The sequence below is a fragment of the Nocardia acididurans genome, from assembly GCF_016741815.1.
GTDB classification, from domain to species: domain Bacteria; phylum Actinomycetota; class Actinomycetes; order Mycobacteriales; family Mycobacteriaceae; genus Nocardia; species Nocardia acididurans.
In genome coordinates this window covers 70456-86170 of sequence record NZ_JAERRJ010000011.1, presented here as the reverse complement: position 1 = coordinate 86170, position 15715 = coordinate 70456, and the positions used below count along the sequence as shown (strand labels likewise).

The window sequence follows — 15715 nt, the reverse complement described above, 5'->3', positions numbered from 1 at the left end:
CAACGTCGTTCGAACTAGCTCTGGTCGACGGCGTCGGGGAACGCCTGCTGGCGGTAGCCGCCGCGCAGTGTGCCCTCCACATACGCCGTCTTGCAGGCCCGCCGGGCGATCTTGCCGCTGGAGGTGCGCGGAATCGATCCGGCGGGCACCAGCAGCAGATCCCCGACGTTCACCCCGTGCCGCTTGGCGATGGCGGCGCGGACCGTCTCCGCGATCGGCTCCGGATCCAATTTCGCTGCGCCCGTGCCCCGTTCGGCCACTATCACCAGCTTCTCGGAGTTGTCGTCGTCGGCGACCGAGAAGGCCGCGACGAAGCCGGGCCGCAGCGCCGTGCTGGACTCCTGCGCCGAGTACTCGAGATCCTGCGGATAGTGGTTGCGGCCGTCCACGATCACCAGATCCTTGACGCGGCCGGTGATGTAGAGCTCGCCGTCGTAGTAGGAGCCGAAGTCGCCGGTGCGCATCCACCGGGCGTCGGCGGCCGCGCCCTCGGCGTGACTGCCCTGCGGCAGACGGGACTCGAGCCGGTTCTCGAACGTCGCGACGCTCTCCTCCGGCCGTCCCCAGTAGCCGATGCCCATGTTCCCGCCGTGCAGCCAGATCTCGCCGACCTCGCCGTCGGCCTTCTCCGCGCCGGTGGCCGGATCCACGATGACCGCCCACTGCGACAGCGCCACGTACCCGCAGGACACCTGTGCCACAGCGTTTTCCGCGTCCGGAGCCACCTCGGTCATGCGGCCCGCGTTGAGCTCGGTGCGGTCCACGTAGACCGTGCGCGCCTCGTCGTCCCGCTTGGTGGCGGAGACGAACAGGGTGGCCTCGGCCATGCCGTAGCAGGGCTTGATGGCGGTCTTGGGCAGACCGTAGGGCTCGAAGGCGTCGTTGAACTTCTTCATCGACGTCACCGACACCGGTTCGCTGCCGTTGATCAGGCCGATCACATTGGACAGATCCAGCGACTCCCCCGGCTTCGGCAGACCGCGCACCGCCGCGTGCTCGAAGGCGAAATTCGGTGCGGCGGCGAAGATCTCGGCACCGTCCTCCTGCGCCGCGAGCTCCTTGATCCAGCGGTAGGGCCGCCGCACGAAGGCGCTCGGCGACATGATGGTGATGTACTTGCCGCCGATCGTCGGCAGGATCACCGTCAGCAGGCCCATATCGTGGAACAGCGGCAGCCAGGTGACGCCGCGGGCCTTCTCGGTGATGCCGATGGCATCGATCATCTGCAGCAGGTTGGTGCCCACCGCGCGGTGCGTGATCTCCACGCCGGCCGGGGTGCGGGTGGAACCCGAGGTGTACTGCAGGTAGGCGATGGAGTCGATGTGGATGTCCGGGCGCACCCAGGACACCCCCACGCTGTCCGGAATCGCCTCCACCGCGATGATGCGCGGCCGCTGCGGCGCGGGCCGATCCTTGAACAGATCGCGCACCCCGGCCGCGGCGGGAGCCACCGTGAGGATCGCGGAGGGCTGACAGTCCTCGAGCACGGCGTGCAGCCGATCGGAGTGGCCCTGTTCGTCCGGATCGAACAGCGGCACGGCGATATTGCCCGCGTACACCGCGGCGTACATGGCCACGATGTAGTCGAGTCCCTGCGGAGCCAGGATTGCCACCCGGTCGCCCGGCTGCGTCACCTGCTGCAGCCGGGCGGCCACCGCGCGCAGCCGGACGCCGAACTGGTTCCACGTGATGTCGTGGTACTCGCCGTCCCGTTCGCGCGAATAGTCGATAAAGCGGTAGGCGAGCTCGTCCCCATTGGCCTGACTGTGCTTGTCGACCAGGTCGATCATGGTCAGGCCGTCAGGAATCCTGATGTTGCCGTGCTCGTCCAGATAGTCATCGAAGGTCTCGCCGATCATTCCCTATCCTTTTTCAACTCACAGCAGCCATGGCTGTGCAGTGACACCGAACAAAGATCGACACCGAAGGGCCCCAGAAGCGGGCTGCCAGAGATTAGCAGGTGTCGTAATCCCGCGTCACTCAGTACCGGCCGAAGGCCAGCGCGACATTGTGCCCGCCGAATCCGAACGAGTTGTTGAGGGCATATTCGTACCGACCGGTACGGGCTTGGCCGTGCACCACGTCCAGATCGATTTCGGGGTCCAGATTGTCCAAATTCAAGGTGGGCGGGACGATTCCGTCGCGGACGCTCAGGACCGTGATGACCGATTCGAGCGCACCCACCGCGCCGATGGAGTGCCCCAGCGCCGACTTGGGCGCGTACACCGCGGCATGGTTGCCGACCGCTTGCGCGATGGCGTTCGCCTCCGCCGTGTCGCCGATCGGGGTGGCCGTCGCGTGCGCATTGATATGGGACACATCGGATTTCGCCAATCCGGCGTGCTCCATGGCGCGGGCCATGGCGCGCGCCGCGCCGGTGCCCTCGGGATCCGGGGCGACGAGGTGGAAGCCGTCGGATGTGATGCCCGCGCCCATGATCCGCGCGTGGATGGTCGCGCCGCGCGCCCGCGCGTGCTCCTCGGTTTCGATGACCATGAGCGCGCCGGCCTCACCGAAGACGAAGCCGTCGCGGTCCTTGTCGAAGGGGCGGGAGGCGCCCTTCGGATCGTGGTTGCGGGTGCTCATGGCGCGCATCATGGAGAATCCGGCGATCGGGAGGGCCTGGATAGACCCCTCGACACCGCCGGTCACCATCATGTCCGCCTCGCCCATGACGATGCGCTGCCAGGCATTGGCGATCGCCTCGGAACCGGACGAACAGGCTGAAACCGGCGTCGTAATGCCTGCCCGCGCACCGAGTTCGGTGCCCACGATGGCCGCCGGGCCGTTCGGCATGGTGGTCTGCACGGTCAGCGGCGACACCTTGCGGTACCCGCCGTGCGCCAGCTTGTCGCGCGCGATGATGAGCATCTCCGCGCCGCCCAGGCCGGTGCCGATGGAGACGCCCAGCCGATCCCGATCCACCTCCGGATTGCCGGCATTGCGCCAGACCTCGCGGCCGAGCACGGTGGCCATCTGCTCCACGTAGGACATGCGGCGGCATTCCGCCTGGGTGAGCTGGGATGTCGGCGTCACCTTGAGGTGCCCGCCGATGCGGACCGGCAGTTCGAAATCGTCGAGGAAGCTGTCCTCCAGGACGTCGATCCCGCTCTCGCCGTTGAGTAGTCCCTTCCAGGTCGAATCGACGTCACCGGCGATCGACGTGGTGGCGGCCAGCGAGGTGACCACGACGTCGGGGAACTTCCTGCGGTTGGGCGTCTGCATGTTCCACTCTCCGTAGCAATGCTCCGGCGAACCAGATTTCGATCCGCGTGGGCTGTCAAGGACTGTTTTGCAGCTAGCGAACGCACCCGGCCGTGAAAGACTTCGGCGGGGGATGAGCCAATATCCGGCGAACTGGGCTAGATTATCCGAGGCGAAGCCGACCAGTCTCCTCGGACGACACGCGGGCTTCCGGGATCACTTCAACGGGCCGTCGGCCGACCAGCATTCCCCTGCACTATGCCAGGCAGTGTTCTGCACAGTTCTGCACCATCATTCCGCAGCGCCGAGCCATTTCGAGGGAGGGCACACCACAGTGGCCAGGAGTCTCACGCAGTTGGAACTGCTCATGGAGCTGGAACCGATTGCCGAGCAGAATGTGAACAGGCATCTATCCATGGCCAAGGACTGGCATCCGCACGACTATGTGCCGTGGGATGAGGGTCGCAACTTCGCAGCTATGGACGGCGATGATTGGGAACTCGGACAATCGCGACTCAGCGAGGTCGCCCGCGCGGCCATGATCACCAATCTTCTCACCGAGGACAATCTGCCCAGTTATCACCGGGAGATCGCGGAGAACTTCTCCCAGGACGGCGCGTGGGGCACCTGGGTGGGACGCTGGACCGCCGAGGAGAACCGGCACGGCATCGTCATCCGCGACTATCTCGTGGTGACCCGGGGCGTGGATCCGGTGGCGCTGGAACGGGATCGCATGGTGCATATGACCAATGGCTATTCGGCCATGAACCTGGTGCAGCGGGGCACGGGCAATCAGGCAATTCGGGCAGATGCCGGATTTATGCACTCCGTCGTCTATGTGACATTTCAGGAATTGGCCACTCGCGTTTCTCATCGCAATACCGGCAAGGTGTGCAACGACCCCATCGCGGACCGCATGCTGCAGCGCATCGCCGCCGACGAGAACCTGCACATGATCTTCTATCGCAACATCTGCGAAGCGGCGCTGGACGTCTCGCCGGATCAGGCACTGGAAGCCATCTGCAATGTGGTCCAGAACTTCCAGATGCCGGGCGCGGGCATGCCCAATTTCCGGCGCAACGGGGTGCTCATGGCCAAGCACGGCATCTACGATCTGCGCCAGCACCTCGAGGAAGTGGTCATGCCGGTGCTGAAGAAGTGGAATGTCATGGAGCGCAACGATTTCGGGGCGCGCGGTGAGCAGCTGCGCAACGATCTCGGCGAATTCATCGAGCGGCTGCGCAAGGACGTGGTGCGATTCGAGGAACAGCGCGACAAGGCGCTCGCCCGCGAGGCCGCCCGGCGCGAACACGCGATGGCCTAGTCGCGACACCGACGCTGCGGCGTCGACGTCACGGCGGCGGCTAGAACAGCGTCATCGGATCGGTCGGCACCGGATCCGGGAGCGGCTCCAACTCGGGCACGCGCGCTCGCACCTCACCGTGGAAACGGCGGGCGAGCGTGCGTGCCTTCGCATTGTCGGGGGTGTGCACGAACACCGTCGGCGAACGGCCCTCGCGCAGCCAGGCACTGACCGTATCCACCCAGGGCTGCCAGCCCGCCACCGTGCGATCCACATCGTCACGGCCGTGATAGCGGATGATCGGGAATTCGGTCAGCGCCCGCATCCGCCGCGGCACCCGCGGCTTCTTCGCGTACGCCTCCTGCTCGGCCGTACTCTGCGGCGGACCCGAGAACAGCGCGGTGGTGTCGAAGGGCACCCACTCCGCGCCCGTCTTCGCCAGCACCGACTCCAATTGGGTTATGGCCCTCTGGTTCTCGAAGAAGGCCGGATGCCGCACCTCCACCGCCACCCGATGGCGCACCGGCAGGCCCTCCAGCAGATCCGCCAGCGCGGGCAGGTCGGTGAACGAGCCGGGAAGCTGCACCCACAGCGCGTGCAGCCGACGCCCCAGCGGCTCCACCGCCTCCAGGAAGGCATTCATCTCGTCGTCGATACCGGTCAGCCTGCGATCGTGAGTCACGGTGCGCGGCAACTTCATCACGAACCGGAAGCCCGGATCCGTTTGCCGCGCCCACGATTCCACCGTCCGCCGCTGCGGAGTCGCATAGAACGTCGTATTCCCCTCCACCGCATTGCACCACGACGAATACGACCGAAGCCGCTCCGCCGGGGGTAGTGGTCTCTCCTGCCAATCCGGGTGTTGCCACATCGCACATCCCACGTGAAGCCGCATACCTGCACGTTATCGGACGCCGGTTGCGGTACTGCGTCGTTAGACTTCCCGGGATATGACGGCAGGGCCTGCTTACGGTTTCGTCTATCGGACAGATTTCCGGGGCCGCACCCAGCCGAAGGTGAGTTCGACGGCACGTTTCCAGTTGTCGTACTCGGCCTCGCGGTGACCGGGATCCATCCGAGGGATCCACTGGGCGGCGAGCCGCCAGTTGTGCCGCAGGCCCTCCAGGTCCGGCCAGTAGCCGACGGCCAGGCCGGCCGCGTAGGCCGCGCCCAGCGAGACGGTCTCGGCGACGATCGGGCGCATGACGGGGATGTCGAGGACATCGGCGATGGTCTGCATCAACAGGTTGTCGGAGGTCATGCCGCCTGCCACGCGGAGGGCTTCGGCGTGCAGGCCGGAGTCGGCGTTCATGGCCTCGACCACGTCTCGGGTCTGCCAGGCCGTGGCCTCGAGGACCGCTCGCGCTATGTGGCCCTTGGTGATGTAGGAGGTGAGGCCGATGAGCAGGCCGCGGGCGTCACTGCGCCAGTGCGGGGCGTAGAGGCCGGAGAAGGCGGGGACGAGGTAGCAGCCGCCGTTGTCTTCGACTGTGGCGGCGAGGGTTTCGATTTCGGGGGCGCTGGCGATGAGGCCGATGTTGTCGCGGAGCCATTGGACCAGGGAGCCGGTGACGGCGATCGGGCCTTCGAGGGCGTACACCGGGTCCGGGCCCACCTGGTAGCCGATGGTGGTCAGCAGGCCGTGCGTGGAGCGGATGAGTTCGGTTCCGGTGTTCATGAGCATGAAACCACCTGTGCCGTAGGTGCATTCGGTTTCACCGGGGGCGAAGCAGGTTTGGCCGAAGAGGGCGGCGTGCTGGTCGCCCAGGGCGGCGGCGATGCGGACGCCGGGCAGGACGCGGCGGGCGGTGCCGAAATCGCCCGTGGAGGGCTCGATGCGGGGGAGCATGGCGCGCGGGATGCCGAAGAAGTCCAGGAGTTCGGCGTCCCAGTCCAGGGTTTCGAGGTTCATGAGCAGGGTGCGGCCGGCGTTGGTGACGTCGGTGACGTGGACGCCGTGGTCCGCGCCGCCGGTGAGATTCCAGATGAGCCAGGTTTCCATGGTGCCGAACAGGACTTCGCCGCGTTCGGCGCGGGCGCGCAGGCCGGAGATGTTGTCGAGCAGCCAGCGCAGGCGGGGGGCGGCGAAGTAGGTGGCCAGCGGAAGGCCGCAGAGATCTCGGATGCGTTGCGCACCAGGTGTTTCGGCGAAGGCGCGGACGAGATCCTCGGTGCGGACGTCCTGCCAGACGATGGCGCGGGTGAGGGGGGTGCCGGTGCGGCGGTCCCAGACGACCGTGGTCTCGCGCTGGTTGGCGATGCCCACGGCGGCCACCTGATCGGCGGTGATGCCCGAATCCCGCAGTGCGGCAGGGACTATGCGCTCGACGTTCTTCCAGATCTCCAACGCGTCCTGCTCCACCCAGCCGGGACGCGGATAGTGCTGGCGGTGCTCGCGCTGCGCGACCCCGGCCAGGCGGGCGCGCTGGTCGAAGAGGATGCAGCGGGTGGAGGTGGTGCCCTGGTCGATGGCGAGCACATAGCGTTGCGTCATCCGAGCCTGCTCCTAGCGTGCGTGAAAGTCATTGTGCGCCACCGAGATCCCGCGAGACCGCGTGGGCGGCATCGCGTACCTGAGCGACGAGCGCCGGGCGGAAACGCAACTGGGCGTCGCAGAGGCGGTCGACGGGGCCGGTGATGGCGATGGCTCCGACCACCAGGCCGCCGCGGCCGCGAATGGGGGCGGCGATACTCGCTTCGGCGGCGCGGTATTCGCCGATATCCCCGGCCCAGCCGGTGCGGCGCACCTCGGTGAGGGCGCGGCCCAGGGCGGGGCCGGTGGTGAGAGTGCGGTGGGTGAGGGCGGGCAGGTCGTGGCCGCGGACGGCGGCGGCGAGTTCGGCGTCGTAGGCCAGCAGCACCTTGCCGAGGGCGGTGGCGTGCGCGGGCAGGATCTCTCCCACTTCGAGGGCCTGTTCGGTGTTGTCGGGGCGAAAGACGTGGTGCACCACGGCCACTCCCCCGTCGTGCGGGGTCGCGATGCGCACGGATTCACCACTGCGGGCGGCCAGCGCGTCGGCGCGGTTGATGGCACGGGACCGCAACTCGTTGGCATCCAGTAGTCCGCCGCCGAGTCCGCTCAGGTCGGAGCCGAGCTGATACTTGCCGCTCACCGGGTCCTGGTCGACGAAGCCGACGCCCTGCAGCGTGCGCAGAATGCCGTGTGCGGTGGGTTTGGCCAGGCCGAGCGCGGCGGCGATCTCGCCCACGCCCATCCGCCCGGATCCGCGTGCGAGCAGGCGCAGCACGGCCGCCGCACGCTCGATCGACTGAATCGGACCCGGCATGGCCGTAACCTACCAGCAAACCGTTCGGCATTGTCGAACGGCAGTGCTGTGCGCACGGGTAATAGCTTCGTAAAGTTGCGGTCGGGTGCAGTGGGAGCACCGCCCACCAGGGCAAACGGACTCAATGACGAGTTTCCGGAAAGGACCGCGATGCCGCAGTACGTCGGAGCCATCGACCAAGGCACGACCTCCACGCGATTCATGGTGTTCGACCACGGGGGCAATGTGGTTGCCCGGCATCAACTCGAACACGAGCAGATCATGCCGCACGCCGGATGGGTCGAACACAATCCGGACGAGATCTGGGAACGTACCCGCACCGTCATCAAAACGGCGCTCGCCGTGGCCGATCTCACGGCCGCCGATCTGGCCGCCGTCGGCGTCACCAATCAGCGTGAGACCACCATCGTGTGGAACCGCCGCACCGGACGCCCCTACTACAACGCCATCGTCTGGCAGGACACCCGCACCGACCGCATCATCGCCGAGGTCGAGAAGGCGGGCCACACCGAACTCATTCGCGAGCGCGCTGGATTGCCGCCCGCCCCTTACTTTTCCGGCGGCAAGCTGAAGTGGATCCTCGACAACGTCCCGGGCGTACGGGAGGACGCGGAGCGCGGTGACGCGCTGTTCGGCACCCCCGACTCCTGGCTCATCTGGAATCTGACCGGCGGTGCGCGCGGCGGCGAGCACGTCACCGATGTCACCAACGCCTCGCGCACCATGCTCATGAACCTCGAAACCCTGGACTGGGACGAGGAATTGCTCGACGTGTTCGGGGTGCCGCGCGCCATGCTGCCGCGGATCTCGCCGTCGGCGAATCCGGAGGGCTTCGGAAACACCAACCCGGACGGGCCTTTCAAGGGTTCGGTGCTGGTGGCCGGTGTGCTCGGCGATCAGCAGGCCGCCACCGTCGGCCAGGTCTGCTTCCGGCCCGGCGAGGCCAAGAACACCTACGGCACAGGGAACTTCCTGATGCTGAACACCGGTACCGAGATCGTGCACTCCAAGCACGGCCTGCTCACCACCGTCGCCTACCAGTTCGGCGCCGACAAGCCGGTGTACGCGCTGGAGGGCTCCATCGCCGTCACCGGCTCCGCGGTGCAGTGGTTGCGGGATCAGCTCGGAATCATCTCGGGTGCGTCGCAGGTGGAGGACTTGGCGCGCACTGTTACCGATACAGGTGGTGTGTACTTCGTTCCCGCCTTCTCCGGACTGTTCGCGCCCTACTGGCGCGCGGACGCCCGCGGCGTGATCGTGGGCCTGTCCCGCTACAGCAACAATGCCCACTTGGCCAGGGCCACACTGGAATCCATCTGCTACCAGACCCGCGACGTGGTCGAGGCCATGCAGCAGGACTCCGGCGTCAAGCTCGACACCCTGCGCGTGGACGGCGGCGTCACCGCCAACGAACTGGCCATGCAGATCCAGGCCGATTTCCTCGGCGTCCCCGTGTCGCGCCCCGTGGTGGCCGAAACCACCGCGCTCGGAGCGGCTTACGCGGCCGGGCTCGCCGTCGGCTTCTGGAAGAACACCGACGAACTCGTCGCCAACTGGCACGAGAGCAAACGCTGGCAGCCCGCGTCGAGCGTGGAGCAGCGCGAAAAGGGTTACACCCGTTGGCTCAAAGCCGTATCGCGCACCCTCGACTGGGTTGACCTGGACGACTGACAACACCGATTACAAGGAGTAACTCGTGTCCGCTCAATTGGATGCCGCCTACCGTGCCCGGGCCATCGATGCCCTGGGCGACACCGAGATCGACGTCCTGGTGATCGGTGGTGGCGTGACCGGCGCCGGCGCCGCACTGGATGCCGCCTCGCGTGGCCTGTCCGTCGCGCTCGTGGAGGCCCGCGATTTCGCCGCGGGCACCTCGAGCCGGTCCTCCAAGCTCATCCACGGCGGCCTGCGCTACCTGGAGCAGCTCGACTTCGCCCTGGTGCGTGAGGCTTTGAAGGAACGCGGCCTGCTGCTGAACAAGCTGGCCCCGCACCTGGTGCACCCGGTGTCATTCCTGTTCCCGCTGCAGCACAAGGTGTGGGAGCGCGCCTACATCGGCGCGGGCGTGGCCCTGTACGACACCCTCGGCGGTGCGCGCTCGGTGCCCATGCACAAGCACCTGAGCCGTTCCGGCGCACTGGAATTGGCGCCCGCGCTCAAGGACGACGCCATGATCGGCGCGATCCGCTACTACGACGCGCAGGTCGACGACGCCCGCCACACCATGATGATCGCGCGCACCGCCGCCCAGCACGGCGCGACCGTGCTGACCCGCACCAAGGTCACCGGCCTGCTGCGCGAGGGTGAGCGGGTCGTCGGCGCGAAGGTGCTCGACCTGGAGACCGGCCTCGAGCACACCGTGCGCGCCCGCACCGTCATCTCGGCCACCGGCGTGTGGACCGACGACATGATCAAGATGACCGGCGTGGAATTCCCCTTCCACGTGCGCATGTCGAAGGGCGTGCACATCATGGTCCCGCGCGAGCGGCTGAACATGGACACCGGCCTGATCATGCGCACCGAGAAGTCCGTGCTGTTCGTGATCCCGTGGGCCGAGCACTGGATCATCGGCACGACCGACACCGACTGGTCGCTGGACAAGAACCATCCGACCGCCAGTGCCGCCGATGTGCAGTACATCCTCGATCACGTGAATTCGCTGCTGCGCGAACCGCTCACCCGCGCCGACATCGTCGGCACCTACGCGGGCCTGCGGCCGCTCATGACCGGCGCGAACAAGGAGACCGCCAAGCTGTCGCGCGAGCACGCGGTGGCCGAGCCGGCCGAGGGGCTGTTCGTCATCGCGGGCGGCAAGTACACCACCTACCGGGTGATGGCCTCCGATGTCGTCGACGCCGCCGCCGAGCGCCTGGGCAGCGATGTCGCGCCGTCGGTGACCGAGAACCTGCCCATCCTGGGCGCGGTCGGCTACGCCGACATGCTGGCCGACGTCGCCGGTGTCGCGGCGCGGGCACAGTTGCCGATCGAGGTCGTGGAGCATCTGCTGGGCCGCTACGGTTCGCTGGCCAACGAGATCTTCGATCTCATCGCGGCGGCTCCCGAACTGCGCCGGCCGATTGCGGGCGCGGAGGACTACATCGGCGCGGAGGCGGTGTACGCCGTCACCCACGAGGGCGCGCTGCACCTCGACGATCTGCTGACCCGGCGCACCCGCATCTCCATCGAGGTGCCCGATCGCGGCCTGAAGGCGGCCCCGGAAATCGCCGCCCTGATCGCACCGCACCTGGGCTGGGATGCCGAGCGCACCAATGCCGAGATCAACAAGTACTTCGATCGCGTGCATGCCGAACTGGCCGCCAACGAGGCCCGTGACGACGAGGCCGCGAACGCGGCGCGCATGGTCGCGGTGAGCTAGTACCTCCTGATTCGACGAGCGCCGCGCCGGAAATGCTTCCGGCACGGCGCTATTCGTCGTGCCCGCATATCGGAATTGCTGGAAATTATCTCCGTATTGCGTGTTTCTGAGGGTTTGCTGTACGAAAGACCTTAGAGTTTTTCTCGCATCTCAGCGACCGCCGATCGGAGGCGCATTTCATGGACTTCAGCTCGATTTTCGTCAGTGAGGCACTGGGCACGGGCATCCTCATCCTGCTGGGCGCGGGTGTCGTCGCCAATGTTTTGCTGGCCAAGTCGAAAGGGTTCGAGGGCGGCTGGCTGCTCATCACCTTCGGCTGGGGTCTGGGCGTCTTCGCGGGCGTCTATGTCGCCTACAAAACCGGCGGCGCGCTCAACCCGGCCGTCACCATCGGAACCCTCTTCTCCGGGGCCGACGAATACGCGCCCGGCATCGAGGTGAACTTCACCAATACCGTCGCCTACATTCTCGGGCAGCTGGTCGGTGCGTTCCTCGGTGCGTGTGCCGCCTATCTGGCCTACAAGCGGCACTTCGACGCGGAAACCGATGAGGAGAAGAAGCTCGGCGTCTTCGCCACCGTGCCCGCGATCCGGTCCTACCGGTGGAACTTCCTCACCGAGGTGATCGCCACCTTCGTGCTGGTGTTCGTGATCATCGCCTTCGGCAGGACCCCGTCGGGACTGGGACCGCTGGCCGCCGCGCTGCTCGTCGTCGCCATCGGCGCGTCACTGGGCGGCCCGACCGGGTACGCCATCAACCCGGCCCGCGACCTCGGCCCGCGCATCGCGTACGCCCTGCTGCCGACCCATCATTCGGCCGCCGTCGCGGCGAAGAACGTCTCCACCAACCTCACCGTCGGCGTCGGCGGCCATCGCGAACTTCCCGACAAGCCCGCCGAAACCCATCGCAAGAATCCCGACTGGGCCTACGCCTGGGTGCCGGTCCTCGGCCCGCTGCTGGGCGGCGCGCTCGCCGGATTGGCCGCACAGGCGTTCCTGTAACCGATACCGGCCCCTATTTTCTCGGGCATTCGCCCTATACCGCTCCGATCGTTTCGCCCGGTTGAATGATCCGGACCACGAAACTGGATGATGCGGGGGGCAATGCTCGAACGACTGGAGCTGGAGGCATTCCTCACGCTGGCCGAGGAACTGCATTTCGGGCGCACCGCCGAACGGCTCGGCATGAGCACCAGCAGGATCAGCCAGACCATCAAGAATGTGGAACGGCGGATCGGCGCACCGCTTTTCGAGCGCACCAGCCGGACGGTGCGCATGACGCCCATCGGGCTGCGACTGCACGCCGACATCCGGCCCGGCTACGACCAGATCGATGCCGGTCTGCGGCGGGCGACCGCCTCCGCGCGCGGCATCGGCGGCACGCTGACGGTCGGATTCCTCGGCGCGGCGGCGGGATCGCTGACGCTGCGGGCCGCGCACCTGTTCAGCACCCGGCATCCGGAATGCGAGGTGGCGTTCCGGGAGGTGCAGCTGTACGAGGCGCTGGGCGCACTGCGGTCGGGCGAGGTCGAGATCATGATCTTCATCGGGCCCATCGAGCAGCCCGACATCACCGTGGGGCCGCCGCTCATCACCGAGCAGAAGGTGCTCGCGGTTCCGGCGGATCATCCCTTCGCGCAGCGTGATTCGATCACGCTGGAGGATCTGGCCGAGGTGCGGCTGATCCGGATGCCGCCGAACGCCGACTTTCCGCGGGAGCTGGTGGAGCGGCACATTCCCGAGCGCACGCCGTCGGGCCGCCCCATCGCGGCCGGGCCGGTCGGGGAGACCTGGCAGGAACTGCTCTCGCTGGTCGGCACCGGGCAGGCGTGTGCGCAGTGCGATGCCTCGGTGTTCCACTACTACCGGCATCGCGGCGTCGAGTACATCCCGATCGAGGACGCCCTGCCCATGGAGTATCTGCCGATGTGGTTGGCGGGCAAGACAACCGGGCGCATTCTCGCCTTCGTCCAGGCGGCGCTCGAACTGCCCGGCGGCGACTGAGCGATCGTTGCGCCGGGCTCAACGGCGCGTCCCGCAATCGGATCTTGTTGCGGCGCTTCGATTCCCCGGAGGGTGAAGAGGACATTCATCCACGACGAGGAGATTCGAAGTGAACGCACCGCTGTTCGCGGCGGCCCTGCTGATCGGCGGGCTGCTCGCCGTGCAGGCATCGGTCAACCTGCAGCTGAATCGAGCGGTCGGCACGCCGTACGGGGCGTCGACGCTGCAACTGGGGCTGGCGGCTGTGCTGCTGGCCGTCATCGCCGGGCTCGCCGGCGGCTGGGCGGTCCTGGGCGGACTGCCGGATGTGCCCGCCTGGACGCTGATCGGCGGCATCGCCAGTCCGATCTACATCACCAGTGCGATCCTGCTGTTCCCGCGGCTGGGGGCGCTGGCCTCCACCGGATTGTTCGTGACCGGGCAGGTGGTGGCCTCACTGGCGCTCGATGTCGGCGGCTACCTGGGCGTACAGCAGCGGTCACTGAGCCCGGGCATGGCACTGGGCGCGCTGGCCGTGGTTGCGGGGATCGTGGTGGTCATCCGCGCCCAGCCCGCCGGCGCGGCAGCGCCGACCGGTCGGAGCCAGATCCCTTGGCTGGCATTGGGTTTGGTCGCGGGAGCGGTGCTGCCGGTGCAGGGAGCGATCAATGCGGCGCTGCGCGGCGAGCTGCACGATGCGTTCGCGGTGGCGATGATCAGTTTCATCGTCGCCACCGCCGCCATCGCCGTCGTGCTCGCGATGCTGCTGGCGCTGCGGCGCACGCCCGCGCCGCGCACCGCCGAACTGCACACGGTGCCGTGGTGGGGCTGGCTCGGCGGCATCTGTGCCGCCACGTATGTCACCGTCACCTTCCTGCTGATCCCGCGGATCGGCGCGGCCACCACCATCGCGCTCACCGTCACCGGGCAGCAGCTGGCCTCGGCGGCCATCGACCACTTCGGCTGGTTCCGGCTGCCGGAGCGCGCCGTGAGCGTCGCCAGGATCGGCGGGCTGGCCGCGCTGGGCGTGGGGTGCGCGCTGGTGCAGCTGGCGTGATCCGGCCCGCTCTTCCGAATGTCGGTGGCGCTTGCTAGCTTTCGCGGCATATCTGGTCGATCGACGCACGGAGCAAGGCATGAGCAGCGGGGAAACCACCTACCTCGAGCTGTCCGAGGACAGCGGTTCGGCGCACAAGTTCTACGAGGTCATCGTGGCGGGCACACAGGTGACCATCCGGTACGGCCGGATCGGGGATTCCGGTACGACCAAGGTGAGCTCGTTCGCCACCGCGGACAAGGCGAAGGCCGCTGCCGCCAAGAAGATCGCCGAGAAGGCCCGCAAGGGGTACGCGGCGGCCGTGATGGGTGCGCGTGCCCCGCGCGCGGTCACCCGCCGCGCCATCGTGAGCCAGCGGTCCACCGCGAAATCCGCTCCCGTGCTGTGGACTTTCGACTCCGGGGCCGCCGCGTTCGGCATCTTCGTGGACGAGAACCGCTGCTGGGTGGGCAATGAGAGCGGTGACGTGTTCACGCTCACGCCCGGCGGCGACGTGACCGGCCGCTTCCGGCTGCCGGACGCGGTGAAATGCATTGTGGCCGATGACTTCTGGATCTACGCCGGATGTGACGACGGGCGCGTGTACGACCTGTCCGGCAAGGTGCCGCGCGCGGCCTACGATATCGCCGCCAATGTGGACATCTACTGGCTCGACATCCACGACGGCACCCTCGGCGTCTCCGATCGGCAGGGCGGGCTCACCGTCATCGACCACGAGGACGAGTCGCTGTGGTCGGTGCGCAGCACCGGCGATTCCGGGTGGATGGTGCGGATCGATGAAAACGGTGTGTACCACGGGCATTCGAACGGCGTCACGGCCTACGACCTGAACACCGGCAACCACCGCTGGCATGTGCGCACCGGCGGCGCGGTGCTGTTCGGCTGGCAGGAGAGCGACGCCGTGTACGCGGGCACCTCGCACAATCAGGTGCGCATGGTGGCCAAGGACGGGCAGGCCGAGCGCTCCTACCAGTGCGACGCCTCCGTATTCTCCTGCGCCACTTCACCGGACGGCCGCTACGTCTTCGCCGGGGACAACTACTCCTCGGTGTACTGCTTCGATTCGGCCGGGCAGCGGCTGTGGAAGCTGGCCACCGGCTGCGGTTCCGCGTACTCCATGCAGTACCACGACGAGAAGCTGTACCTGGTCACCACCAGCGGCGCGCTGGCCTGCCTGGACGTGAGCGAGGCCGCCATCCGCGACGCCGAGCAGGGCGTGCTGCCGCAGACGGTGTCGGTGAAGGCTCCGGAGATCTCGGCCGTGATCCCCAGTGCCACGGTCGAAGTCACCGCCGACGCGGGTGACGGCATCGTGGTCGAATGCGTGCAGGAGGGCGGGAACCTGCGGGTGCACGTGGTCTCCCCCGGCTACCAGCGCGGCTGGAATGTGCAGTTCCCCCGCGAGATTCGCGAGGCGGGCGTGCGCTACGTGGTGGACTCGATCAGCGAGTCGGCGCGCGGCGGGTTCTACCGCGTGCGCGGTGACATCCGCCGCCTGAGCTGACG

The 15715-nt window shown here is 67.5% G+C and carries 12 protein-coding genes; 7 read left to right on the top strand and 5 right to left on the bottom strand.

Going from position 1 to position 15715, the window contains the following annotated elements; all coding sequences use genetic code 11:
• Window positions 1-14: 14 nt before the first annotated feature.
• Entirely contained in the window at window positions 15-1859 is a 1845-nt protein-coding gene (fadD32, locus tag JK358_RS27570) for a long-chain-fatty-acid--AMP ligase FadD32 (protein WP_201952987.1), read from the bottom strand.
• 121 nt (window positions 1860-1980) lie between these two features.
• Window positions 1981-3225, bottom strand: coding sequence for a KasA/KasB family beta-ketoacyl-ACP synthase (locus tag JK358_RS27565; protein ID WP_201952984.1), 1245 nt, complete (start codon window positions 3223-3225; stop codon window positions 1981-1983).
• Window positions 3226-3538: 313 nt separating this feature from the next.
• Here JK358_RS27565 and JK358_RS27560 point away from each other — a divergent pair, with 313 nt between their 5' ends.
• Window positions 3539-4528, top strand: a complete 990-nt coding sequence (locus JK358_RS27560; RefSeq protein WP_201952983.1) for an acyl-ACP desaturase — start codon at window positions 3539-3541, stop codon at window positions 4526-4528.
• A 40-nt stretch (window positions 4529-4568) separates the two neighbouring features.
• Here the strand turns inward: JK358_RS27560 and JK358_RS27555 are convergent, their stop codons facing one another.
• The 3 genes from JK358_RS27555 to JK358_RS27545 all read right to left on the bottom strand — a co-directional run bounded on the left by JK358_RS27555 (window position 4569) and on the right by JK358_RS27545 (window position 7794).
• Complete coding sequence (locus tag JK358_RS27555; protein WP_201952981.1) at window positions 4569-5402, bottom strand: DUF72 domain-containing protein; 834 nt, start codon at window positions 5400-5402, stop codon at window positions 4569-4571.
• A gap of 84 nt (window positions 5403-5486) precedes the next feature.
• Complete coding sequence (gene glpK / locus JK358_RS27550; RefSeq protein ID WP_201952978.1) at window positions 5487-7001, bottom strand: glycerol kinase GlpK; 1515 nt, start codon at window positions 6999-7001, stop codon at window positions 5487-5489.
• Between the two features lie 28 nt (window positions 7002-7029).
• Complete coding sequence (locus tag JK358_RS27545) at window positions 7030-7794, bottom strand: IclR family transcriptional regulator (RefSeq protein ID WP_201952975.1); 765 nt, start codon at window positions 7792-7794, stop codon at window positions 7030-7032.
• Window positions 7795-7944: 150 nt separating this feature from the next.
• On the opposite strand from JK358_RS27545, the gene glpK (JK358_RS27540) reads away from it, so the two are divergent.
• The 6 genes from glpK (JK358_RS27540) to JK358_RS27515 all read left to right on the top strand — a co-directional run bounded on the left by glpK (JK358_RS27540) (window position 7945) and on the right by JK358_RS27515 (window position 15713).
• On the top strand, window positions 7945-9465 hold the full coding sequence (gene glpK / locus JK358_RS27540) for a glycerol kinase GlpK (RefSeq protein ID WP_201952970.1): 1521 nt from the start codon (window positions 7945-7947) through the stop codon (window positions 9463-9465).
• A gap of 25 nt (window positions 9466-9490) precedes the next feature.
• Window positions 9491-11170: a glycerol-3-phosphate dehydrogenase gene (gene glpD / locus JK358_RS27535; RefSeq protein ID WP_201952967.1), complete on the top strand. Its 1680-nt coding sequence runs from the start codon at window positions 9491-9493 to the stop codon at window positions 11168-11170.
• Window positions 11171-11349: 179 nt separating this feature from the next.
• Window positions 11350-12171, top strand: a complete 822-nt coding sequence (locus tag JK358_RS27530) for an MIP/aquaporin family protein (RefSeq protein ID WP_201952964.1) — start codon at window positions 11350-11352, stop codon at window positions 12169-12171.
• Window positions 12172-12273: 102 nt separating this feature from the next.
• A complete protein-coding gene (locus JK358_RS27525) occupies window positions 12274-13173 on the top strand; it encodes a LysR family transcriptional regulator (protein ID WP_201952960.1) in 900 nt (299 codons plus the stop codon).
• Between the two features lie 109 nt (window positions 13174-13282).
• Window positions 13283-14209 (top strand): DMT family transporter, encoded by a 927-nt coding sequence (locus tag JK358_RS27520; RefSeq protein ID WP_201952955.1) that lies wholly within the window; start codon window positions 13283-13285, stop codon window positions 14207-14209.
• Between the two features lie 79 nt (window positions 14210-14288).
• Entirely contained in the window at window positions 14289-15713 is a 1425-nt protein-coding gene (locus JK358_RS27515) for a WGR domain-containing protein (protein WP_201952954.1), read from the top strand.
• The last annotated feature ends 2 nt before the right edge of the window (window positions 15714-15715 follow it).